This window comes from Desulfuromonadales bacterium, assembly GCA_035620395.1.
Taxonomy (GTDB): domain Bacteria; phylum Desulfobacterota; class Desulfuromonadia; order Desulfuromonadales; family DASPGW01; genus DASPGW01.
On the sequence record DASPGW010000062.1, the window covers coordinates 1 to 23,326 of the forward strand.

The 23,326-nt window shown below is 64.8% G+C and carries 20 protein-coding genes; all 20 read left to right on the forward strand.

The annotated features are described in order from the left end of the window. Positions 1 to 235: 235 nt before the first annotated feature. The 20 genes from VD811_03835 (at position 236) to VD811_03930 (ending at position 23,253) form a co-directional block, all read left to right on the forward strand. On the forward strand, positions 236 to 1,063 hold the full coding sequence (locus tag VD811_03835) for a cytidylate kinase family protein (GenBank protein HXV20108.1): 828 nt from the start codon (positions 236 to 238) through the stop codon (positions 1,061 to 1,063). 134 nt (positions 1,064 to 1,197) lie between these two features. Next, entirely contained in the window at positions 1,198 to 3,477 is a 2,280-nt protein-coding gene (locus VD811_03840; GenBank protein HXV20109.1) for a DNA translocase FtsK 4TM domain-containing protein, read from the forward strand. Positions 3,478 to 3,716: 239 nt separating this feature from the next. Continuing rightward, entirely contained in the window at positions 3,717 to 4,235 is a 519-nt protein-coding gene (locus VD811_03845; GenBank protein ID HXV20110.1) for a hypothetical protein, read from the forward strand. Positions 4,236 to 4,373: 138 nt separating this feature from the next. Further along, positions 4,374 to 5,132, forward strand: a complete 759-nt coding sequence (larB, locus tag VD811_03850; protein HXV20111.1) for a nickel pincer cofactor biosynthesis protein LarB — start codon at positions 4,374 to 4,376, stop codon at positions 5,130 to 5,132. A 37-nt stretch (positions 5,133 to 5,169) separates the two neighbouring features. Then, positions 5,170 to 6,345 carry a nickel pincer cofactor biosynthesis protein LarC gene (gene larC / locus VD811_03855; protein HXV20112.1) on the forward strand — a complete coding sequence of 392 codons (1,176 nt, stop codon included), beginning with the start codon at positions 5,170 to 5,172 and terminating at the stop codon, positions 6,343 to 6,345. A 68-nt stretch (positions 6,346 to 6,413) separates the two neighbouring features. After that, the gene (locus VD811_03860; GenBank protein HXV20113.1) at positions 6,414 to 6,869 is read left to right on the forward strand and encodes a phosphatidylglycerophosphatase A; all 456 of its coding nucleotides are present in this window, start codon (positions 6,414 to 6,416) and stop codon (positions 6,867 to 6,869) included. A 51-nt stretch (positions 6,870 to 6,920) separates the two neighbouring features. Continuing rightward, positions 6,921 to 8,189 carry a CinA family nicotinamide mononucleotide deamidase-related protein gene (locus VD811_03865; protein ID HXV20114.1) on the forward strand — a complete coding sequence of 423 codons (1,269 nt, stop codon included), beginning with the start codon at positions 6,921 to 6,923 and terminating at the stop codon, positions 8,187 to 8,189. 27 nt (positions 8,190 to 8,216) lie between these two features. Beyond that, the gene (locus VD811_03870; protein ID HXV20115.1) at positions 8,217 to 10,301 is read left to right on the forward strand and encodes an ATP-binding protein; all 2,085 of its coding nucleotides are present in this window, start codon (positions 8,217 to 8,219) and stop codon (positions 10,299 to 10,301) included. Then, a complete protein-coding gene (gene thpR, locus VD811_03875; protein HXV20116.1) occupies positions 10,288 to 10,848 on the forward strand; it encodes an RNA 2',3'-cyclic phosphodiesterase in 561 nt (186 codons plus the stop codon). Before VD811_03870 ends, thpR begins: the two co-directional genes overlap by 14 nt. Positions 10,849 to 10,944: 96 nt before the next feature. Then, complete coding sequence (gene recA, locus VD811_03880; GenBank protein HXV20117.1) at positions 10,945 to 11,967, forward strand: recombinase RecA; 1,023 nt, start codon at positions 10,945 to 10,947, stop codon at positions 11,965 to 11,967. A 3-nt stretch (positions 11,968 to 11,970) separates the two neighbouring features. Further along, entirely contained in the window at positions 11,971 to 13,122 is a 1,152-nt protein-coding gene (locus VD811_03885) for a type IV pilus twitching motility protein PilT (GenBank protein ID HXV20118.1), read from the forward strand. Further along, on the forward strand, positions 13,109 to 13,564 hold the full coding sequence (locus tag VD811_03890; protein ID HXV20119.1) for a regulatory protein RecX: 456 nt from the start codon (positions 13,109 to 13,111) through the stop codon (positions 13,562 to 13,564). The genes VD811_03885 and VD811_03890 overlap by 14 nt, the downstream gene beginning before the upstream one ends. A gap of 11 nt (positions 13,565 to 13,575) precedes the next feature. Continuing rightward, on the forward strand, positions 13,576 to 16,224 hold the full coding sequence (gene alaS, locus VD811_03895) for an alanine--tRNA ligase (protein ID HXV20120.1): 2,649 nt from the start codon (positions 13,576 to 13,578) through the stop codon (positions 16,222 to 16,224). Between the two features lie 126 nt (positions 16,225 to 16,350). Then, positions 16,351 to 17,430, forward strand: coding sequence for a response regulator (locus VD811_03900; GenBank protein HXV20121.1), 1,080 nt, complete (start codon positions 16,351 to 16,353; stop codon positions 17,428 to 17,430). Between the two features lie 142 nt (positions 17,431 to 17,572). Beyond that, on the forward strand, positions 17,573 to 18,103 hold the full coding sequence (hslV, locus tag VD811_03905) for an ATP-dependent protease subunit HslV (protein HXV20122.1): 531 nt from the start codon (positions 17,573 to 17,575) through the stop codon (positions 18,101 to 18,103). Further along, a complete protein-coding gene (hslU, locus tag VD811_03910) occupies positions 18,100 to 19,437 on the forward strand; it encodes an ATP-dependent protease ATPase subunit HslU (GenBank protein HXV20123.1) in 1,338 nt (445 codons plus the stop codon). Before hslV ends, hslU begins: the two co-directional genes overlap by 4 nt. A gap of 76 nt (positions 19,438 to 19,513) precedes the next feature. After that, positions 19,514 to 20,392: an acetylglutamate kinase gene (gene argB / locus VD811_03915; protein ID HXV20124.1), complete on the forward strand. Its 879-nt coding sequence runs from the start codon at positions 19,514 to 19,516 to the stop codon at positions 20,390 to 20,392. Continuing rightward, positions 20,389 to 21,579 (forward strand): acetylornithine transaminase, encoded by a 1,191-nt coding sequence (locus tag VD811_03920; protein HXV20125.1) that lies wholly within the window; start codon positions 20,389 to 20,391, stop codon positions 21,577 to 21,579. Before argB ends, VD811_03920 begins: the two co-directional genes overlap by 4 nt. Positions 21,580 to 21,635: 56 nt before the next feature. Then, complete coding sequence (gene argF / locus VD811_03925) at positions 21,636 to 22,550, forward strand: ornithine carbamoyltransferase (GenBank protein ID HXV20126.1); 915 nt, start codon at positions 21,636 to 21,638, stop codon at positions 22,548 to 22,550. A gap of 49 nt (positions 22,551 to 22,599) precedes the next feature. Then, positions 22,600 to 23,253 (forward strand): RDD family protein, encoded by a 654-nt coding sequence (locus VD811_03930; GenBank protein ID HXV20127.1) that lies wholly within the window; start codon positions 22,600 to 22,602, stop codon positions 23,251 to 23,253. The last annotated feature ends 73 nt before the right edge of the window (positions 23,254 to 23,326 follow it).

Here is a 23,326-nt window from a genome sequence, read left to right on the forward strand (position 1 = left end):
GGGGCCGAGACGCACTCGATCGTCATGCGATCGAAAAGCCGCACCGTTCGCTTCATCAAGACCAGCCACTATTTCGACTTCAAGCCGATTTATTAGCCTGGCACACCCACCTGCCTGGCCGGTGGCGTGCCGAGGGAGTTCGCATCTCGGGCGCATTTAAATCTTGTCATACCAATAACGGCTTGTTAATATTCCCGCTGCTTCAAGCGTTCCAATCCATGCAAAGGGGAGAACCATGGCAATCATCACCATCTCACGGGAAATGGGCAGCGGCGGCATCCCCATCGCTCATAAGACGGCGGAAAAACTCGGCTACACCCTGGTGGACGGCGAAGCCATTGCCAAGGTTGCCGGCCAGTACGGCCTGACGCCGGAGGCCCTCGAAGGGACCGACGAAAAGCCCCCCGCCTTTATCGAAAAGCTTGACGATCAGATGGAGGTCAATCTCCACCTGATCCACCTGATCATCCTGGAATACGCTCTCAAAGGGAATGTCATCATCTACGGCCGCGGTGGCCAGGACCTGCTCAAGGATATCGGCAGCGTCTTCCGGGTGCGGATCATCGCTCCCTTCGAGGAGAGGGTCGAGCGCTGGGCCGAACGGGAATGGCTCGACCCCGACATGGCCCGCATCCTGGTGCGCAAGAGCGACCAGCAACGCGCCGGATTCATCAAATACTACTTTGACCGGGACTGGAACGACCCGCTCCATTATGACCTGGTGATCAACACCTCCCGCCTCTCCGAGGAGATGGCGGTCAAACTGCTCTGCGATGGCGTCAAGGACAAAAACCTCGTCGAGCAGAAAGGGGCTGCAAAGAAGACCCTCACCGATCTGATCGTGCGCAAGCGGACCGAAATCGCCGTCCTTTCGGCAATCTCGGGCGAAGGCGGCTACCTGCAGATCTCAGCCGTCGATGGCCTGGTGACCCTTTCCGGCCACGTCAACAGTGAGGCCGAGCGGCGCGAGGCATTGAAGATCGCCAGAAAAGTCAAGGGTGTCAGCGATGTGGCCGATCATCTCAAGGTCATCGAGTATCGCACCAACCCCCAGGAGCATTGAACCCGAGCCTGTCATCCTTTCATGAAAAAGCCGGCCCGCAGGCCGGCTTTTTTCGTCGGCCTCCACCCCCGGAAACAGACTCAAGCCTCTTATCTCTTGCCTCTTCCACCTCTCCTTCGGTATAGTGTCCAACCATGAACGACAAACGCAGCCCCCTGTTCCGGGAACATCTGAAGAAGGAAATCGCCGGCGTATTCTGGGCGGCGACCGGCATCTTTCTGCTGCTCTGCCTCGTCTCCTTCGACAACGGCGACCCCTCCTTCAACAACAATCTGCACCCGCCCACCGTCGGCAACTACGGCGGCGTGTTCGGCGCCCACCTGGCCGACCTTCTCTTCCAGATCTTCGGCATTCCGGCCCTGCTCATCCCCGTAGCCTGCCTGCTGCTGGCCTGGCGCCTGCTCAAGTTTCGCGATATCAAGGTCCGGCTCTACAAGGCAGGGGCCTTCGGCGTTCTCCTTTTTTCTCTCGACGGCCTGCTGGCGCTGAGCCTGCGGCAAGTCGCCCCGTTCGGCCAGAAGATCAACGAGGCCGGGGGAGCCGTCGGCCGCATGCTGGCCGAGGCGCTGGTCGGCTATTTCAACATCGCCGGGGCGACGCTATTTCTGGGGGTTTTCTTTCTCGTTTCGCTGATGCTGGTGGCCCGCTTCTCCGTGGTTCTGTTCCTCGAGGGGATGCTTGGCCGCTTCGGGACCTGGCTCGTGCAGCGCCGTGAGGCGTTCGACGCGGTCCGGGAAAAGGCGGCCCGGGACAAGGGGGAGCGACTCAGCGCGGACCCGGTCATTATCCGGCCGGAGCCCAGGCCGCTGCCGGCGCCCCCCAAGGCGGCCAAAAAGAAAAAGATGGAGGATGAAGCCGCCCAGGAGGCCTTCGACTTCCTCGTAGCGTCGGGCACCTACCACAAGCCGCCCCTGTCGCTGCTCGACCACGAGGGCGAAGCGGCCAAGCCGGTGGACCGGGATTCCCTGATGATGCAGGCGCGCATCCTCGAAAAGAAGCTCCAGGATTTCAACGTGCAGGGGGAGATCGTCGAGGTCAAGCCGGGACCGGTGGTCACCATGTACGAGTTCGCTCCGGCCCCCGGGGTGAAGGTCAGCAAGATCGCCGGGCTCTCCGATGACCTCTCCATGGCGCTCAAGGCCCTCTCCATCCGCATCGTCGCTCCGATCCCGGGCCGCGGCGTGGTCGGCATCGAGATCCCCAACCGCGACCGGGAGACCGTCTACCTCAAGGAAATCTTCGCCTCCGAGGAATTCCAGAAGACCGGCGGCCGGTTGCCGATGGCCCTGGGCAAGGACATCTTCGGCCGCACCGTCGTCTCCGACCTGGCCAAGATGCCGCATCTGCTGGTCGCCGGCTCCACCGGCAGCGGCAAGTCGGTTTCCATCAACACCATGGTTCTCTCGCTCCTCTACCGGGCCACCCCCGAAGAGGTGCGCATCATCATGGTCGATCCCAAGATGCTCGAGCTCTCCATCTACGAGGGAATTCCCCACCTGTTGCTGCCGGTGGTGACCAACCCGAAGAAGGCGGCCCTCGCCCTGGCCTGGGCGGTACGCGAAATGGAGCGCCGCTACAAACTGATGGCCGCCAAGGGCGTGCGCAATATCGACGGTTACAACAAGAAGATTGCCAAGGAGGAGAAGGAGAAGGAGGATCTTCGGGCCAGGGGGAAGGTGGTGGTCGAGGCGGCCGACCCCGAAGAGGAGGAGTTGCCCGAGATCGAACTGGCCGAGGGGGAGGAACTGGAGCACGGCCACCTGCCGTTCATCGTCGTCATCGTCGACGAACTGGCCGACCTGATGATGGTCGCCGGCCGCGAGATCGAGGAGTCGATCGCCCGCCTGGCGCAGATGGCCCGCGCCTCCGGCATCCACCTGATCCTCGCCACCCAGCGCCCCTCCGTCGATGTCATCACCGGCCTGATCAAGGCCAACTTTCCGACCCGGATCTCCTTCAAGGTCTTCTCCCGCATCGACTCGCGCACCATCCTCGACCAGATGGGCGCCGAGGCGCTGCTGGGAATGGGCGACATGCTCTTCCTGCCGCCCGGCACCGGCGCCCTGCAGCGCGTCCACGGCGCCTTCGTCTCCGAACTGGAGGTGCAGCGGGTGGTCGACTTCCTCAAGAAACAGGGCGAACCCCAGTACGACAAGTCGATCCTCACCGCCCCTGTCGGCAGCGAGGCCGGCGGGAGCGAGGAGGACGACGCCTACGACGAAAAATGGGACGAGGCTCTGGCCATCATCGCCGAGACTCGCCAGGCCTCCATTTCCATGCTGCAGCGCCGTCTGCGCCTCGGCTACAACCGGGCGGCGCGCATGATCGAGAAGATGGAACAGGAGGGGATCGTCGGCCCCTCCGACGGCACCAGCCGGCCGCGGGAGGTCTTTCTCAGCCGCATCCAGGGGTGATCAGGCCTTTCCGTCAGACATTTTTCCCGGGCTCAGCCGCTGCTTGCGGATGAGCCCTTCCCGTTCCAGAGGAGCCGGCCGACGCTTCACGTCCTCCCCCGCGCGGGCCATCCACTTGAAATCTGAGGATCGGCGGTTATGATGAATCCTCATCGCCGGGAGTGAGGGGGTTTGGCAGCCTGCGACCGCCGCACCATCGACATCGGAGGATAGACATGCAACGACATGGAATAAACATCTTGCTTCTTCTGATTCTGATCTTCACCCTGACCGTCACCCGCGAGACGGGCGGCAGCCAGGAAAGAGAGGGGCAATCCGCCCTTCGCCTCATGCCGCCACCCGATGCCGCTCAGGAACTGGCCGACGTCCGCAAGGACCTGCAAAAGGCGCTGAGCCTGCTGGTCGAATGCTTCGGCCACCCGGTGGACCTGAAACAGGTCAAATCGACCGCCGTCACCATCACCGCCTACTCCTCCACCCCCGACCAGTGCGATTCGACGCCCCATCTCACCGCTTCCGACCACCCGGTGCGGGTGGGCATCCTTGCCGTCTCCCGCGACCTGATCGAGGAGATGGGGCTGGCCTTCGGCCAACGGGTGCTGCTCCCCGGTTACGGCCTCTTCGAAGTCCGCGACCTGATGCACCCCCGCTGGCGGCGTAAAGTCGATATCTGGGAGAGCGACCGCAAAGCGGCGGAGCTTTTCGGCCGGCAGCGGGGGACTCTCATCTGGGTGGACGCAAAAAAGGAAAGCGCCTGATTCTTCCCCGGCCGGCCCGGCAAACCGGCAGCTGTCCACCTGAATTCCGCAAGGTGGTTCAAAACGCTAAAAACTGCCTTTGAAAAATTGGCGCATGTGCTATTCTTGGACACTTTCCATTTTGCTGGTGGAGCGCCATTGAACCCGAGTGAACTGAAAAAACTGCTGGCCGCCGTCCGTGACGGGGAACTTGCCGTCGAGGATGGCATGGAGCGCCTGCGCGTTCTCCCCTTCGAGGACATCGGGGTGGCCCAGATCGACCACCACCGGGAATTGCGCCAGGGGTCACCCGAAATCATCCTGGGTGAAAGCAAGTCGATCGACCAGTTGCTGACCATCGTCGAGAAGATGGCCGAGCGGGGGAGCAACATCCTCATCACCCGCCTCAGCCGGGAGAAGGCCGACACCCTGCTCGCCCTCCACCCCGCCGGTGGCTACGACGTCGACGGGCGCACCTTCACCCTGGTGCAGCGGCCGATCGAGATTGTCGGCCGGGGAAAAATCCTGGTCGTCTGCGCTGGCACCTCGGACATCCCGGTGACCCGCGAGGCGACCGTCACCGCCCGCCTGCTCGGCAACGAGGTGGAGGAGATCGTCGACGTCGGCGTCGCCGGCATTCACCGCCTGCTGGCCCGGACGGGGAGTCTGCGCGAGGCGGCGGTGGTCATCGTCGTTGCCGGCATGGAAGGGGCGCTGCCGTCGGTGGTCGGCGGCCTGGTCTCCGTTCCGGTCATCGCCGTCCCCACCTCGGTCGGCTACGGCGCCGCCTTCGGCGGCGTGGCCGCCCTGCTCGGCATGCTCAACTCCTGCGCCAGCGGCGTCACGGTGGTCAATATCGACAACGGTTTCGGCGCCGCGTTCGCCGCCAGCCGCATCAACCGCCTTCCGGGCGGATGAAAACGCCCTTGAGTGGACCAGCATTGTTGGAGGTAATTTGAAAACCCTCTACCTCGACGCTTTCTCCGGCATCTCCGGCGACATGTTCCTCGGCCTGCTGGTCGACCTCGGGGTCGATCCGGCCGCCATCGAGGCGGAGCTGCAAAAGCTCCCCGTCGCCGGCTGGCAGCTCGAATGCCGCCGGGAAAAACGCCAGGGGATCGAAGGGACGCGCCTCATCGTCCACTGCGCCGAGGAAAAACATCATCGCACCTGGGCGGATATCGACCGGATGCTCGCCGCCAGCGGCCTGCAGCCGCCGGTGCAGGAACTGGCCCGGCGCATCTTCCGCCGCATCGGCGAGGCCGAGGCGAGGGTGCACGGCGTGCCGCTCGAAAAGGTCCACTTTCATGAAGTCGGCGCCCTCGACTCCATCGTCGATGTCGCCGGTGCCGCCGCCGGCCTGCACCAGCTCGGCGTGCGCGAAGTCGTCTGTTCCCCCCTGCCGCTCGCCCGGGGGATGATCGACACCGCTCACGGCGCCTTCCCCCTGCCGGCGCCGGCTACGGTCGCCATTCTCCAGGGGTATCCGGTCACCGACGGGCATTCGGAATTCGAGCTGGTCACCCCGACCGGCGCGGCTATCGCCGCCGAAATCGCCGTCTTCGGGCCGCTGCCGGCCATGACCCTCGCCCGGGTCGGCTATGGTGTCGGCGGCCGGCAACTGCCGGACCGGCCGAACCTGCTGCGGGGGATGCTCGGCGACCCGGCGACGGCGGCCGAAACCGACCGGGTGGCGGTGCTGGAGACCCACCTCGACGATGCCAACCCGGAGTGGCTGGGGACGCTGATGGAACGTCTGCTGGCGGCGGGCGCTCTCGATGTCGGCTATGGGCCCCTGCAGATGAAAAAGAGCCGTCCCGGTCTGCGGGTCACGGTCATCGCCGCGCCGGAGCAGGCTGCCGCCCTCGCCTCCCTGTTGTTGCGGGAGAGCAGCGCCATCGGCGTGCGCTGCCACGAAACGGTGCGCTACAAGCTGCGCCGCGAAGAGCGGACGGTCGCCACCCCCCTCGGGGAGGCCCGGGTCAAACTCCTCTTCGACGGTGAGGAACTCGTCCGCATCACGCCGGAGCACGACAGTTGCCGCGGTCTGGCGGAGAGAAGCGGTCGGCCACTTCCCGAAGTCTACCGGATCGTGGAGCGGGCGGCGGACGAACTTTTTGAAAACAATTGAAATGGTTAAAGGTCGACGGGCAGAGAAAAAGCCATCAACCTTCAACCTTCAACCTTCAACCTGACCCTATGCGTCGCTTCATCCTTTTTCTCAGCAGCAACGCCGGACTCGGCTACTCGCCGGTCGCTTCCGGCACCATCGGCACCCTGGCGGGCATCCCTGCCTTCTTCCTGCTCGCCCCGCTGCCGCCGCTCCTCTATGCGCTGACCTGGCTCGGCCTGCTCTTTCTCTCGTTCTGGGCGGCCGGCGTGGCGGGAAAGATTTACGGCGTGGTCGACGACGGCCGCATCGTCATCGATGAACTGGTCGGCTATCTGGCCACCGTCGCCTTTCTTCCTTTCTCCTGGACGGCGGCTATTGCCGGTTTTTTCCTCTTCCGCTTCTTCGACATCACCAAGATCCCGCCGGCCCGCTGGTTCGACCGGCAGCTGAAAAACGGCTACGGGGTGGTGCTGGATGACGTTGTGGCGGGGATTTACGCCGCCATCGCCCTGCGGGCGACGCTTTGGGCGATTGGGCATTGATTTTGCTTTTGTCACATTAAAACCAATAAGCCCGGCAAGGGGTAATTTCTCATGTCCCTCAAGATCGCCGTCCTCGCCGTCGGTGACGAACTGCTCAACGGCGAAATGTCCGACACCAACACCATGCGGATTGCCCGCTGCCTCGGCGCGCACGGCCTGTCCTTGCGCGAGTCGCGCGCCGTTGCCGACGTGGAGGTCGATATCGTGGAAGCGCTGCTCGACCTGGCCCGCCGGCAGGATCTGGTCATCGTCACCGGCGGCCTCGGTCCCACCGCCGACGATCTGACCGCCCGGGCCGCCGCCCGGGCCTTTGAGCGACGACTGATACTGAGTGATGAAGCGCTGCAGCAGATCCGTGAGCATTTCCGCCGCAGCGGGCGACCGATGCATGCGGGTGACGAAAAGCAGGCGCTGCTGCCGCAGAAGGCGACGATCCTCCCCAATCCGGTCGGGAGCGCCCCCGGCTTTCTGCTGCGCCAGGGAGATAAGGACATTTTATTCCTGCCGGGGGTGCCGACAGAGATGGCCGCCATTCTCGAGCAATCGATTCTGGCCCGGCTGCTGGAACGGGCAGGGGGTGCCTTCCCGCGGCAGGAGAGAGTGCTCAAGGTCTTCGGGCTGTCCGAACCGAAAACCGAGGAGCGGCTGGCAGGCAGCCTGCCGGCAGGGGTCACGCTGGCATTCGGCGTCGACTTCCCCTTCGTCCACGTCAAGCTGCGGGCAGCCGGCGAAGAGGCGGAGACGCTTCTGGATCGGGCTGAATTGGCGGCCCGCCAGGCACTCGACAACAACGTGGTCGCCATCGGCACCGGCAGCCTGGTACAGACCGTCGCCCGTCAGATGACCACCGCCGGCCTGACCCTGTCGCTGGCCGAGTCGTGCACCGGCGGCCTGATCGCCAAACTGCTCACCGACCTTCCCGGCGCCTCCGCCTTTCTGGAGCGGGGCGCGGTCACCTATGCCAACAGCGCCAAGGGAGACTGGCTGGGCATCCCCGCCGACCTGATTGCACGCGAAGGAGCGGTGAGCGAAGCCTGTGCCCTGGCAATGGCCCGGGGGATTCGGCGAGCCGCCGGCACCGACGTGGCGCTGGCCGTCACCGGCATCGCCGGGCCCAGCGGCGGCACCCCGGGCAAACCTGTCGGCACTGTTTACCTCGCCCTGGCGGCGGCCGATGCGGAACAGGTCAGGGGGTACCGCTTCGGCGGCGAGCGGGAGCAGATTCGCACCCTCTCGGCCTGCATGGCCCTCGACTGGCTGCGTCGCTATCTCGGGGCCCGGGCAGCGGGAACACCTCCGCACCCGGTGCCGGAATACTAACAGCAGGTCTTTACGGAGAGCCCTCAATTGGCTTCGAACCGGCTGAAAAACCGAACCGGAATCCTGCTGACTGCAGCATTCGGCGGCCTGCTGCTGACGGCGGCAGCCCTGCTCCGACTCCACCCGGCTGGCGATGTCGGCCAGGCGGCCCTCCCCTTTCTCTTCGCCTTTGGCCTCTGCCTTACGGCACTCCCCCTGCTTGCCCTGCACCGCACCAGCCTGCGCAATCTGCAACTGCAGCGAGACTGCGAGCGGCTTATGGCAGAAAACGAGAACCTGTGCGTCGCCCACCGACTTGCTGAACGACGCAGCCGGCAACTGCTCGACAACGCCGGAGACGCCATCTTTTTCATCAACCCGGAGAACGGCTCGCTGCTGGAGATGAACCGCCAGGCCGAAGAGCTGCTCGGCTACACGGCGGCAGAGATTCACGCCCTCTTGCTGTCGGCGATTTTCCCCGGCCACCAGCGCCGGCGTTATCTGCGCCTGGTCAGAAACGTTCTCGACAACGGCTACGGGGAAGACGACAATCTGTTGTTCCGGCGCAAGGACGGGACGCTTTTCACGGGCGCCGTCCACGCCCGGCTGGGGGAACTTGGCGCCAGCAGAGTGGTGCACGGCGTCCTGCGCAACATTACGGAAATCAAGCGGATCGAGCGGGAACTGCGCCAGAAGAACCAGGATCTGACCCTGGTCAACGCGATTGCCCGGCAGGTCTCGGGCAATCGCGACCTGCCGGCGATGCTGAACGAAGTCCTGGCCAGGACGGTCCAGGCCTTTGCCGCCACCGGTGGCGGCATCTACCTGGCGAGCGACGACGGCAGCAGCCTGCACCTGACAGTGCACCAGGGGATCGACGACACCCTGCTCGCGGACCTTGAGCACATCGTAGCGGGAGTCGGCGTCGCCGGCCGGGTGGCTGCTACCGGGCAGGCACGCAGTTCGGCCGATCTGCAGAAAGACCGGCGGCTGCGCTCCCAGGCAGTCCTGGCGGCCGGCTGGCGCGCCTTCCAGGCCGTTCCGCTGATCGCCGCCGGCAGCACCATAGGCGTTCTCTTCCTGTTCACCCTGGAGAAGCGCATCACCCGGCGCGAGGAGCTCAACCTCCTGCTCTCGATCGGTCGCCAGGTCGGGACAGCAGTACAGAGCGCCCAGCTCTTCGAGTCCCTGCAGTGGCAGTACCGACTGACCCGGGCCAGCAACCGGGAGTTGAAGCAATCGCGCCGGCAGCTCGAGGAGAACTTGACCCGGCTGGAAGAGACCAACCGGGGACTGGAGAGACTCGACCGGATGAAGAGCAACTTCCTGGCGATGGCTTCCCATGAGCTGCGCACGCCGCTCACCTATGTTCTCTCCGGCGCCGAACTGCTCAAAACCACTCTCGACAGTCAGCTGAGCGCCGAGGAAAGACAGGTGCTGGACGCAGTCTACGAAGGGGGCAGGCGGCTGGAAGCCATCGTCCAGGATCTGCTCGAGGCGGCCCGCATCGAATCGCAGAGCCTCTACCTGGCGCGCGAACCGGTCGACCTGCCGGCCATCATCGCAGAGATCGGGCAGAGTTTCCGCCCCGTTTTCGAGCAGCGCAATCTTGTCTTCCGGCTGCACGATTGCCAGGCCCCGCTCGAACTCAGCGGCGATACCCACCACCTTAGAAAGACTTTCCAGCGGCTGCTGGAGAACGCCGTCAAGTTTACTCCCGAAGGCGGGGAGATCGAGGTCCGCATGGCCATCCGCGAGTCTTTCGAACTCAAACCGCTCGAGCCGGCGCTGCGTCCGTTCTCCGCCTCGTTCTTCCGCAACCTCACCGCCGAGCGACTGCTGCAGGTCACCGTCCGTGACAGCGGCGTCGGTATCGATCCGGAAGAGCAGCTCAGGGTGTTCGACCGTTTTTATGAAGTCGGCCCCATCACCGAACATTTCACCTCGCGGACCCGCTTCGGCGGCAAAGGCGTCGGGCTGGGGCTGAGCCTGGTCAAGGGAATGGTGGAGGCGCACGGTGGCATGGTCTGGGTGGAAAGCGCCGGAACCACCGGAAACGCCGGAGGCAGCGCCTTCCACGTGCTGCTGCCGCTGGCGGCAAACATCGGCGAGGCCGTCGATGCGGCAGGTTAGAACCTTCCTGGCCATTCCCGTTACCGACGAGCTGCGCCGGGGAATGACCCGGCTGCAGCGGGAGTTGACCGGCAGCCTGCCGGGCATCCGCTGGGTCAACCCGGCCAGCATCCATCTGACCCTTCGGTTTTTCGGCGACGTCCCTGAAGAATCCCTTGAAAAGATAGGGGAAGTTATGCTATCCGTAGGGCGCTTATGTGCTCCCTTCCAGGCGGAAGCGGCCGGCGTCGGCGCCTTCCCTTCCCCGGCCCGGCCCCGGGTGATCTGGCTGGGCGTGCGGGGCGGACCTGAGCTGGCGGCCCTGCATGCGGCAATGGAAGAGGGGCTGCGGCAAATCGGCTTCCCCGGCGAGGATCGTTCCTTTTCCCCCCACCTCACCCTCGGTCGCTGCCGGCAACGGATCGCCGCGGCGCAACCCGTTCTGGAGCGTTTCCGCGATTTCGCCTGCGCCCCCCTGCCGGTAGACCGGGTGACTCTCTACGAAAGCCGCCTGGAGCCGGCGGGCGCGGTTCATCTGCCGTTAAAGACTGTTTATCTGGGTGGATAGGGCCTGCGGGAAACATCCGAAAAGAGTTTTCTCGCAGACCTCTTCAGCGACCTATAATCACCAACCTTACGAGCCAATTTTCCCGGGAGGATAGACATGGCGGACAACAACCGCGAGCGCGCCATCGACCTGGCCATGAGCCAGATCGAAAAACAGTTCGGCAAGGGGAGCATCATGCGACTCGGCCTGGACACCGCACTGCCGGGGGTGCAGGCCATCTCCACCGGCGCCCTTTCCCTCGACATCGCCCTGGGCGTGGGCGGCGTGCCGCGCGGCCGGATCATCGAGATCTACGGTCCCGAGTCGTCCGGTAAAACCACCCTGGCCCTGCACATCGCCGCTGAAGCCCAGAAAACCGGGGGCATCGTCGCCTTCGTCGACGCCGAGCACGCCCTCGACATCCAGTATGCGCGCAAGCTCGGCGTCAGAACCGACGATCTGCTCGTCTCCCAGCCCGATACCGGCGAGCAGGCCCTGGAGATTGCCGAAGTCCTGGTGCGCAGCGGCGCCATCGACGTCCTGGTGGTCGACTCGGTAGCGGCCCTCGTCCCCCGCGCCGAAATCGAGGGTGAAATGGGGGATTCACACATGGGCCTGCAGGCGCGCCTCATGTCGCAGGCGTTGCGCAAGCTCACCGCCACCATCAGCAAGTCCAACACCATCGTCATTTTCATCAACCAGATCCGCATGAAGATCGGCGTCATGTTCGGCAATCCGGAAACGACCACCGGCGGCAACGCCCTCAAGTTCTACGCCTCGGTGCGCATGGACATCCGCCGGACCGCTTCGCTCAAGCAGGGGCAGGACGTGATCGGCAACCGTACGCGGGTCAAGGTGGTCAAGAACAAGGTGGCACCCCCCTTCAAGGAAGCCGAATTCGACATCATGTACGGCACCGGCATCTCCCGGGAAGGCGATATCGTCGATCTGGGGGCCGATTCCGGCATCATCGAGAAAAGCGGCGCCTGGTACTCCTACGGCGGCGAGCGCATCGGCCAGGGCCGGGAGAATGCCAAGCAGTTTCTCAAGGAGAACCCCGAACTCGCCCGCGCCGTCGAAGCGAAGATCCTCGAACACTTCGGGCTGGGCGCCCCGGCAACGGCCGCAGAGAGGGCCTGATCCATGGAGCTCAACGACATCCTCTCGGTTGCCCTCAAGGCCCGGGCTTCGGACATTCATCTCAAAGCCGGGCTGCCGCCGATCTTCCGCATCGACGGCGCCCTGCGCCCCCTGCCCAAGGCGCCGCGCATCGGTCCGGACCTCACCGAGAAGATCGCCCACGACATCATGAGCGAGCGGCAGCGGCTGCGCTTCGCCGAGGTCCATGAGGTCGACCTGGCCTACGGGGTCCCCGGTCTGGGCCGCTTCCGCGTCAATGCCTTCTCGCAGCGCGGCTCGATCTCCCTGGTCTTTCGGGCCATCCCCATCGAGATCAAGGGGGTCGACGAACTGCTGCTGCCGCCGGTCCTGAAAAAGCTGGCCCTGGAGGAGCGCGGCCTGGTCCTGGTCACCGGCGCGACCGGCTCCGGAAAGTCGACCACGCTGGCGGCGTTGATCGATTACATCAACACCAACCGGACCGCCCATGTCGTCACCATCGAGGACCCGATCGAATACCTGCACCGCGACAAGAAGAGCATCATCAACCAGCGGGAGGTCGGATTCGACACCGAAGGATTCGAAATCGCCCTGAAGAGCGCTCTGCGCCAGGACCCCGACGTCATCCTGGTCGGCGAGATGCGCGACTACGAGACGATCGAGACCGCCCTGCTCGCTGCCGAAACCGGCCATCTGGTCCTTTCCACCGTGCACACCATCGACGCCACGGAAACCATCAACCGCATCGTTTCGGTCTTCCCCCCTCACCAGCAGCGGCAGATCCGGCTGCAGCTCTCCGCCGTCCTCAAGGGGATCGTCTCCCAGCGCCTCGTCCCCCGCGCCGATGGCAAAGGGAGGGTCCCGGCCATCGAGGTCATGGTCTCCACCGCCCGCACCCGGGAATTGATCGACGACAAGGATAAGACCAAACAGCTGCGCGAAGCGATCCAGCAGGGCTTCACCGCCTACGGCATGCAGACCTTCGACCAGTCCCTGATGGGACTGCTCAAACGCCAGCTCATCACCTTCGACGAAGCCCTGCGCCAGTCCTCCAACCCCGACGACTTCAAGCTCAAGTTCTCGGGGATCTCCTCCACCTCCGACCTCAGCTGGGACGCCTTTGAAAAGGAGGGGTCGCCGGAAAAAGAGGAGCAGGCCGTCATTGAGCGATTCTGATGCCCTGGCGGCGGCACTGCGCCTGCTGGCGAGGCGCGGACGCAGCGAAAGCGAACTTGCCGGCAGGCTGCGGCAGAAAGGTTTCAGCGAAGCGGCCATCACCAGCGTCATGGCCCGCTGCCGCCAACTGGGCTACCTGGACGACACCCGCTTCGCCCGGGAACGGGCCCGGGAGCTGATGCGGGGCGGACGCGCCGTCGGCCGCCGCGTCCTGGTCGACCTCCAGCAGCGGGGGATTGCCGAAGCCACGGCCCTCGCGGCCGTCGAAGAGGCCGCGCAGGAATTCGGCGAAGATGCCCTGCTGGCCGATCTGCGGCGGCGCCGCTTCCCCGATTTTGCCTGGCCGGCGGCCGACGACCGGCAGCGGCAGCGAGTCGTCAACTTTTTCCTGCGCCGGGGATTTTCCCTCCCCCGGGTGCTGTCATTTTTACGCGAGAGGTAGAGAAAACCGTCATGATTACCGGCAACGAACTCCGCAGTCGCTTCCTGCAATTCTTCGAGGAGCGGGGGCACTCCGTCGTCCCCTCCTCTTCGCTGATCCCCCACAATGACCCTACCCTGCTCTTCACCAACGCCGGGATGAACCAGTTCAAGGACCTCTTCCTCGGCCGGGAAAAACGCGCCTACGTACGCGCCTGCTCCTCCCAGAAGTGCGTCCGGGCCGGCGGCAAGCACAACGATCTGGAAAACGTCGGCCGCACCGCCCGCCACCACACCTTTTTCGAGATGCTGGGCAACTTCTCCTTCGGCGATTACTTCAAGAAAGAGGCGATCGCCTTCGCCTGGGATTTCCTCACCCGGGAACTCGGGCTGGACAAGGACCGCCTTTACGTCACGGTCTTCACCGATGACGACGAGGCCGCCGACATCTGGCATCGCCAGGAAGGCGTGCCGCGCGAACGGATCTTCCGCTTCGGCGAAAAGGACAACTTTTGGTCGATGGGCGATACCGGCCCCTGCGGGCCGTGCACCGAAATCTTCTGGGACAACGGTCCCGAAGTCGGCTGCGGCAAACCGGATTGCGCCGTCGGCTGCGACTGCGACCGCTACATGGAGATCTGGAACAACGTCTTCATGCAGTATGACCGCAGCGCCGACGGCACCCTGACGCCGCTGCCCAAACCTTCGGTCGACACCGGCATGGGGCTGGAGCGGATCTGCACGGTCATGCAGGGGGTGAAATCCAACTACGACACCGATCTGCTGCGCGGCATCATCGCTTTCACCGAGCAGCTCGCCGGCAAACGCTATGGCGCCAGCGCCAACGACGACGTTTCGCTGCGGGTCATCGCCGACCACAGCCGGGCCACCGCCTTTCTCATCGGCGACGGCGTGCTGCCGAGCAACGAGGGGCGCGGCTACGTGCTGCGGCGCATCATGCGCCGGGCCGCCCGCCATGCCAAGATGCTCGGCTTCACCGAACCGGTGCTGCACCGCACCGCCCGCTACGTCACCGAGGCGATGGCCGGGGCCTACCCCGAGCTGGCCGAGCGCGCCGACTACGTGGCCAAGGTGGTCAAAAACGAGGAGGAGCGTTTCATCCAGACCCTCGACAACGGCCTGCGCATCCTCAACGAGGCGGTTGAAAAGCTGAAAAAAAGGGGAGAGACGGTGCTGCCCGGCGAGGTCATCTTTCGCCTCTACGACACCTTCGGCTTCCCCACCGACCTTACCGCCGACATCGTCAGCGCCGAGGGGATCAGCCTCGACGAGGCGGGCTTCGAGGTCTGCATGGAAAGGCAGCGGCAAAAGGCGCGGGAGCACTGGAAGGGCTCCGGCGAGGAGGCGGTGGCCGCCGTCTACCGGCAACTGGCAGAGGACGGTCTGCACTGCGAATTCACCGGTTACGGCTCGCTGACCGACTACGGCACGATCCTGGCCCTGCTCAAGGAAGGCCAGCCGGTGCTGGAGGCTCACGCGGGCGATCGGGTCGAAATCATCACCTCGACAACCCCCTTCTACGGCGAATCGGGTGGGCAGGCCGGCGACCGCGGCGAGATCAGCACCGGTTCGGCCCACATCCGGGTGCTGGAGACGAAGAAGCCTCTCTCCGGCATCACCGTTCATCTCGGCGAGGTCGTCGCCGGCGCCGTGCGCAAGGGCGAAGCGGCCGACCTGAAGGTGGACGGTGCTCAGCGTCAGGCGACCGCCCTCAACCATACCGCTACCCACATCCTGCAGGCGGTGCTGGTGGAGACCCTCGGCGACCACGTCAAGCAGGCCGGCTCGCTGGTTACCCCCGAGCGGCTGCGCTTCGACTTCACCCACTTCTCGCCCCTTTCGACCGAGGAGATCGACCGGGTCGAGGCGGAGGTGAACCGCCGCATCCGCGACAACCAGCAGGTCGAGACCCGGGAGATGGCGACCGAGCAGGCAGTGGCCGCCGGCGCCACCGCGCTCTTCGGTGAGAAATACGGCGAGTCAGTACGGGTGGTGCAGGTCGGCGACTTCAGCATGGAACTCTGCGGCGGCACCCACGTGCGGGCGGCCGGTGATATCGGCCTGTTCAAGATCGTCCAGGAAACCGGCATCGCCGCCGGCGTCCGCCGCATCGAGGCAGCGACCGGTGCCCGGGCGCTGGAGTTCGTCCGTCAGGAGGAGCAGACCCTGGAACGGCTCGCCGGCCTGGTGAAAAGCGACCGCCAGCAGCTGGAGAACCGCCTGCAGAGGCTGCTCGAACGCCAGAAGGAACTTGAACGTGAAGTCGATGCCCTGCAGTCCCGCCTCAACTCCGGCCGCTCCTCGAAACTGCTGGAGCAGGCCAGAGAAGTTGCCGGTACGCGGCTGCTGACGGCCCGGGTCGACGGCCTGGACGGCAAGGCGTTGCGGGAGCTGGCGGACCAGCTGCGCGACCGGCTCGGCTCGGGCATTATCGTCCTCGGCAGCGAGGCGGAGGGCAAGGCGAGTCTGCTGGTGGCGGTGACCGGCGACCTGACCGGCCGCTTTCAGGCCGGACAGCTCATCCGCCCCCTGGCTGAGCTGGTCGGCGGCAAGGGAGGGGGCCGCCCCGAACTCGCCCAGGCCGGCGGCACTCGGCCCGAGGGCCTTGACCAGTCGCTGGCCGCTGCGGAAAATCTCATCGCCGGCACGCCGCTCCATTAAACGGCCGACCTGTTATACTGGGTAACTGTTGGGCAGGCCGGAGCACGCATACACCGGCCGAAAGTTCTGAACACGGGGGCGAAAGCCGTGCGCATGGGGACCGAAACAGTTGTGGAGATGCGTCAGGTGAGCGGTCGCTGTCTCCTCATCGTCGACGATGAGGAGGTCATCCGCGAGCTGTGTGCCAAGGCGCTGCGCGGTTACCGGATTCTCCAGGCGGCCGACGGCGGCGAAGCGCTCAGGGTCCTCGAGCAGGAAACGGTCGATGTCGTCCTTACCGATGTCATGATGCCGCAGATGAACGGCCTCGACCTGCTGAAAACGGTCAAGGAGCGGGAACCGAACCAGGTGGTTGTCGTCATGACCGGCTATGCCGACAAGGAGATCGTTCTGCGGGCGCTCAAGGCCGACGCCGACGACTTCATCAGTAAGCCGATCAACCTGCTGCAGCTCAAGACCACCATCGACAAGGCATTGGAGAAGAGAGCCCTCAAGGAAGAACTGGTCCAACTCAAGCGCATGGACCGGTTGAAGTCCGACTTTCTCGGCCTGATTTCGCACAAACTCAAGACCCCCACCACTGCCATCTCCCTTTTCATCCAGAATCTGGGGCAAGGCATCGGCGACCCGGCCGATCCCGCCTTCCAGAAAACCCTCGCCCTGATCCTCGAGGAGTCGCAGTACCTGAACTACCTGATCCAGGACCTGCTCTACTACAGTGAAGTCATCCTGCAGGAAGGTCCTCCCCGGCTCGGTCCGGTCAATCCCGGCGAACTGGCGGCTGCCGTTGTCAAGGAACTGCAGAGGTCCTGCCAGAACAAGGGGCTCACCCTGGAGAGTTCCTTGAGCGACGCCCTGCCCGCCATGAACCTCGACCGGCAGCGCATCGCCTTTGCCCTGCGGGCGCTGCTGGAGAACGCCATCAAGTTCACCCCTCCGGGAGGCACCATCTTCCTCGCCGCGCAAGCCCAAGAGGAATCGATACGGCTGGTGGTGCACGACACCGGCCCGGGCATCGCCAGGGAGGAGTTGCCCAAGGTGTTCGAAAAATTCTACCAGGTCGATCCGGCCCGCACCGGCCAGGTACGCGGCTTCGGTCTCGGCCTCTACTATGCCCGCCAGTTCGCCCAGAGCCACGGCGGCAATATCCTGATCGAGTGCCCCCCAGGCGGGGGGACCGTTGCGACGCTGCTCCTGCCCCGGTAAGCGTGGCCGTCCACTGCCGGTGAAGCCGCAACCTCCCGTCCGGAGCCGACGGAGGAGCGGCATTTTGCTTTTTTTGCCGGCCGCGCTGTGCTATATTCAGCGCATTTTTCGTTCAGCGGCGAGTGCCGGAAAAGGGGGTCTCATGTTTCGCGGAACCACCATTGTCTGCATCCGGAAAAACGGCGAAGTCGCCATCGCCGGCGACGGCCAGGTGACCATGGGCAACACGGTCATGAAACATGGCGCCCGCAAGATTCGTCGCATGTTCGACAACCGGATCATTGCCGGTTTTGCCGGCAGCACGGCCGATGCGTTCACCCTCTTCGAGAAGTTCGACGCCAAGCTGCAGGAGTTTCGCGGCAACCTCACCCGGGCTGCCGTCGCCCTGGCCAAGGACTGGCGCACCGACCGCATCCTGCGCCAGCTCGAGGCATTGCTGATCGTCGCCGATGCCGAGACGACCCTGGTCATCTCCGGCGCCGGGGACGTGATCGAGCCCGACGACGGCGTCGCCGCCATCGGCTCCGGCGGCCCCTTCGCCCTGGCCGCGGCGCGCGCCCTGCTGGCCCACTCGGAGCTTTCGGCCCGGCAGACGGCCGAGGAGTCGCTGCGCATCGCCGCCGGCATCTGCATCTATACCAACGACCAGATTCTGGTGGAGGCCCTGCCGTGACCAATTTTACCCCCCGGGAGATCGTCAGCGAACTCGACCGCTATATCGTCGGCCAGAAGGCCGCCAAGCGGGCAGTGGCCGTGGCCCTGCGCAACCGCTGGCGCCGCCAGCAGGTACCGGCGGAGCTGCGGGACGAGATCGCCCCGAAGAACATCATCATGATCGGCCCCACCGGCGTCGGCAAGACCGAGATCGCCCGCCGTCTGGCCAAACTGGCCCAGGCCCCCTTCGTCAAGGTCGAGGCTTCCAAGTTCACCGAAGTCGGCTACGTCGGGCGGGACGTGGAGAGCATGGTCCGCGACCTGGTGGAGTTGGCCATCCTCATGGTCAAGACCGAGGAGGCCCAGGCGGTGCGGGTCAAGGCCGAGGATTTGGCCGAGGAGCGTCTGCTCGATCTCCTTCTGCCCGGCGAGGCCGCCTCCGCGTCGGCCGAGGGGGGATCGCTCGAGAGCCGCGAGTCGACCCGCGACAAGCTGCGCAAACTGCTGCGCATGGGTGAACTCGACAACCGCTACGTGGAGGTCGAAACCCAGGAGGTGAAGATGCCGATGATGGAGGTCTTCACCCCGCAGGGGACCGAGGAGATGGGGATCAACATCAAGGAGATGTTCGGCAACCTCTTCCCGAAGAAGACCAAGCGGCGGCGGATGAAGGTGGCCGAAGCGCGCGAACTGCTGGTCGAAACCGAGGCCGAGAAGCTGGTCGACATGGAGAAGGTGCAGACCCTGGCCAGGGAGCGCACCGAGCAGAGCGGCATCATCTTCATCGACGAAATCGACAAGATCGCCAGCCGCGAGGGGGGGCACGGCCCCGAGGTCTCCCGCGAGGGGGTGCAGCGCGACATCCTGCCGATCGTCGAGGGGAGCACGGTCAACACCAAGTACGGACCGGTGAAGACCGACCACATCCTGTTCGTCGCCGCCGGCGCCTTCCACGTCTCGAAGCCCTCGGACCTGATTCCCGAACTGCAGGGGCGCTTCCCCATCCGGGTCGAGCTGGAGAGCCTGGGCGAGGAGGAGTTCGTCCGCATCCTCACCGAGCCGAGGAACGCCCTGATCCGTCAGTACACGGCCCTGATGGAGACCGAAGGGATCGAGCTGCTCTTCCGGGAGGACGCCGTCCACGAGATCGCCCGCACCGCCGCCACGGTCAACGACCGCACGGAGAACATCGGCGCGAGGCGCCTGCACACGATCCTGGAGAAGCTGCTCGAAGACCTCTCCTTCGACGCCCCCGAACGCCGCGAGCAGCGCATCGAGATCGATGCCGAATACGTACGCAACCGCCTCGCCGAGATCGTCCGGGACGAGGATCTGTCGAGGTATATTTTGTGATTTTCGTAGGGGCGAGGCGCTGCCTCGCCCAGGGCGACCCAGCGGGTCGCCCCTACCGAAACATCGAGGACAACCCATGCAGGAACTGATCAACAAGGCCAACGTGCTGATGGAGGCGCTGCCGTACATCAAGCGCTTTGCCAACAAGACCTTCGTCATCAAGTACGGCGGCCACGCCATGACCGAGGAGCGGCTCAAGGAATCCTTCGCTCTCGACGTCATCCTCCTCAAGTCCCTGGGGATCAATGCCGTCATCGTCCATGGCGGCGGACCGCAGATCAACGAGACCCTCAAGCGCTACGGCATCGTCTCCCGGTTCGTCCGCGGCATGCGGGTCACCGACGCCGAGACCATGGCCGTGGTTGAAATGGTCCTGGTCGGCCAGGTGAACAAGGACGTGGTCGGCTACCTCAACCAGCACGGCGGCCGGGCCGTCGGGCTCTCCGGCAAGGATGGAAGCCTGCTGCTTTGTGAAAAGCTGCTGCAGGAGGTCAGGCGCGAGGATGGCAGTACCGAACAGATCGACATCGGCTTCGTCGGCGACGTGGTCAAGGTCAACCAGGAGCTCATCGTAACCCTGGAGCACGGCAAGTTTATTCCGGTCATCGCCCCGGTGGGGGTCGGCGCGGGCGGCGAGAGCTACAACATCAACGCCGATCTGGTCGCCGCCCGGGTGGCGGCAGCGCTCAAGGCAGAGAAGCTGATCCTGCTGACCGACGTCGAGGGGGTGAAGGACGCCGGCGGCACGCTGCTGCCGAGCATCGCCGCGGGCGACGTGCCGAGCCTGGTCGACGGCGGCACCATTACCGGCGGCATGATCCCCAAGGTGACCTGCTGTGTCGACGCCCTGAACGAGGGGGTGAAGAAGGCGCACATCATCGACGGCCGGGTGGAGCACGCGGTGCTCCTGGAAATTTTCACCGACGTGGGCATAGGGACGGAGATTGTGAAATGACCTCGCAAGAGTGGATCGACAAGGGCGACCGCTATATCATGAAGACCTACGGGCGCTACCCCATCGTCCCGGTGCGGGGCGAAGGGTGCGTGCTCTGGGACGCCGACGGCAGGCGCTATCTGGACTTCCTCGCCGGGGTGGCGGTCAACAACCTCGGCCACTGCCACCCCAGGGTGGTCAGGGCCATCCAGGAGCAGGCGGCGACCCTCATCCACTGCTCGAACTATTACCACATCCCGCAGCAGATCGAACTGGCCGAACTCCTCTGCAGCCGCAGCTTCGCCGACCGGGCCTTCTTCTGCAACAGCGGCGCCGAGGCCAACGAGGCGGCGATCAAACTCGCCCGCAAATACAGCCGGGAGAAATACGGCCCCGAGCGCTACGCCATCATCACTGCCGCCGAGTCGTTCCACGGCCGCACCATGGCAACCGTCTCGGCCACCGGCCAGGAGAAGGTGCAACGCTTCTTCGATCCGCTGCTGCACGGCTTCAAGCATGTCCCGTTCAACGACGCGGCGGCCATCGCGGCGGCGGTCACCCCCGACACCTGCGCCGTCATGCTGGAGCCGATCCAGGGCGAGGGCGGGATCAACGTCCCGGCCCCCGACTACCTGCGGCAGGTGCGGGAGATCTGCGACCGGCATGGCCTGCTGCTGATCCTCGACGAAGTCCAGACGGGCCTGGGGCGAACCGGCAAACTCTTCGCCTACGAGCACTTCGGCGTGGCTCCCGATATCATGACCCTCGCCAAGGCCCTGGCGGGCGGCGCCCCCATCGGCACCATGCTGGCAAGGGAGGAGGTCGCCGCCGCCTTCACCCCCGGCACCCATGGCTCCACCTTCGGCGGCAACCCGCTGATGACGACCGCGGCCCTCGCCGCCGTGCGGACCCTGCTGGAGGACGGCCTGCTGACGCGGGGAGTGGAGATGGGCGCGTATCTGCTGGCCGCCCTCAAAACCCTTGGCAGCAAATATCCCTGCGTCACCGAGGTGCGCGGCATCGGCCTGATGATCGGCATGGGCCTCGCCATCCCGGCTGGCGACATCGTCAAGAAGGGGCATGAGCGGGGGGTGCTGCTCAACGTCACCCACGACACGGTGCTGCGCTTCGTGCCGCCGCTCACGGTGAGCAAGGCGGAGATCGACGAGATGATCGGCATCCTCGACGGCATCCTGGCGGAGATTTGAATCGTAGGGGCACGGCATGCCGTGCCCCTACCCTGTAATTGTTTCAGGAGCAGGCAATGAAAAAAGACTTTTTATCTCTGGCCGACTGGAGCCGGGAGGAATTGGAAGCGATTTTCGCGTTGACGAAGGACCTCAAGGCGAAGCAGAAGCGCCGCGAGCCGCACCGGCTTCTGGAGGGGAAGAGTGTGGCGCTGATCTTCGAGAAGTCGTCGACCCGCACCCGGGTTTCCTTTGAGGTCGGCGTCTGGCAGCTCGGCGGCCAGCCCCTGTTCATCGCCTCGGGAACCTCCCAAATGGGACGCGGCGAACCGATCAGGGACACCGCCCGCACCCTCTCCCGCTACTGCGACGGCGTGATGATCCGCACCTACGGTCAGGAGATTGTCGAGGAGTTCGGCCGCTACGCCTCGGTACCGGTCATCAACGGCCTCACCGACAAGTTTCACCCCTGTCAGGTGATGGCCGACATCTTCACCGTTATGGAGCACAAAGGGGGGCACGCAGGTCGCAAGTTCGCCTGGGTCGGCGACGGCAACAACATGGCGAATTCCTGGATCGAGGCGGCAGCCATCTTCGGCTTCGAGCTTGCCCTGGCCTGCCCGCAGGGGTACGAACCCGATCTCCATGTCTGGGAATGGGCGCAAGCCCGGTCGGCCAGGATCACCATCACTGAGGACCCGGAGGAGGCGGTGTCCGGCGCCGATGTGCTCAACACCGACGTCTGGGCGAGCATGGGGCAGGAAGCGGAGCAGAAACAGCGGGAACATGCCTTTGCCGGGTACTGTCTGGACGGCAAGCTGGTCGCCCTGGCGAAGCCCGATTGCATCGTGCTGCATTGCCTGCCGGCGCACCGCGGCGAAGAGATCACCGACGAGGTGATCGAGGGAACGCATTCAGTCGTCTTCGACGAGGCGGAGAACCGCCTGCACGTGCAGAAGGCGATCATGGCCACCCTGATGAAAGGCAGGTAAAAGGTTCAAGGCACAAGATTTAACCTTTGACCTTTTACCGGGTTTCAATATGATTCTCACCTGTCCCCACTGCGGCTTCTCCCGACAGGTGGAGGCGGCGCGCCTCCCGGAAAAACCGCTGCGGGTGACCTGCCCCCGCTGCCGCCAGATCTTCCCGTTCAGCCGGGACGAGACCGGCCAGCCGAACGCCGCCGAACCGGTTATCTCGCAGCCGATCGGGGTCGGAGTTTCGCCGGCCGCCACCGGTGCCTCGACGGCGAGCGGCGCGGCAGCCCTCAAGGCCGGGTTCTGGATCCGGGCCGTCGCCAGCCTGCTCGACATGCTGGCGCTCGGTCTGCTGGAGTCGGCCCTCGGCTCGCTGCTCATCCGCATCAGCGGACTGGAACCCGGATTCCACAGCCGCGAGGGGCGAATGATCATGCTCACCGTCGCCGCCTTCGGCCTGGTCCTCGGCTACGCCTACCGGGTCTTCTTCATCGGTTACTGCGGGCAGACGCCGGGCAAGATGGCGGTGCGGGTCAAGGTCATTCGCACCGACGGCACGGAAGTCGGTTACGTTCGCGGCCTCCTTCGGGAGGTGGTCGGCAAGTTCCTGTCCAAACTGCTGCTCGGCATCGGCTATCTGATGGTCGCCTTCGATTCCCGCAAGCAGGGACTGCACGACAAGATCGCCGATACATATGTCATCAAGCTGCAAGGATGAAGGATGAATTATGAAGGATGATTTCAAACCTTCATCCCTCTTCCTTCATACTTCATACTTGCCTTTCATCCTT

Coding starts and splice junctions, on each gene's coding strand:
- VD811_03920 (HXV20125.1), top strand. CDS start 20,389: ATGACCTCGCAAGAGTGGATCGACAAGGGCGACCGCTATATCATGAAG.
- VD811_03930 (HXV20127.1), top strand. CDS start 22,600: ATGATTCTCACCTGTCCCCACTGCGGCTTCTCCCGACAGGTGGAGGCG.
- VD811_03835 (HXV20108.1), top strand. CDS start 236: ATGGCAATCATCACCATCTCACGGGAAATGGGCAGCGGCGGCATCCCC.
- argB (HXV20124.1), top strand. CDS start 19,514: ATGCAGGAACTGATCAACAAGGCCAACGTGCTGATGGAGGCGCTGCCG.
- argF (HXV20126.1), top strand. CDS start 21,636: ATGAAAAAAGACTTTTTATCTCTGGCCGACTGGAGCCGGGAGGAATTG.
- VD811_03865 (HXV20114.1), top strand. CDS start 6,921: ATGTCCCTCAAGATCGCCGTCCTCGCCGTCGGTGACGAACTGCTCAAC.
- alaS (HXV20120.1), top strand. CDS start 13,576: ATGATTACCGGCAACGAACTCCGCAGTCGCTTCCTGCAATTCTTCGAG.
- VD811_03860 (HXV20113.1), top strand. CDS start 6,414: ATGCGTCGCTTCATCCTTTTTCTCAGCAGCAACGCCGGACTCGGCTAC.
- hslV (HXV20122.1), top strand. CDS start 17,573: ATGTTTCGCGGAACCACCATTGTCTGCATCCGGAAAAACGGCGAAGTC.
- VD811_03885 (HXV20118.1), top strand. CDS start 11,971: ATGGAGCTCAACGACATCCTCTCGGTTGCCCTCAAGGCCCGGGCTTCG.
- thpR (HXV20116.1), top strand. CDS start 10,288: ATGCGGCAGGTTAGAACCTTCCTGGCCATTCCCGTTACCGACGAGCTG.
- recA (HXV20117.1), top strand. CDS start 10,945: ATGGCGGACAACAACCGCGAGCGCGCCATCGACCTGGCCATGAGCCAG.
- VD811_03840 (HXV20109.1), top strand. CDS start 1,198: ATGAACGACAAACGCAGCCCCCTGTTCCGGGAACATCTGAAGAAGGAA.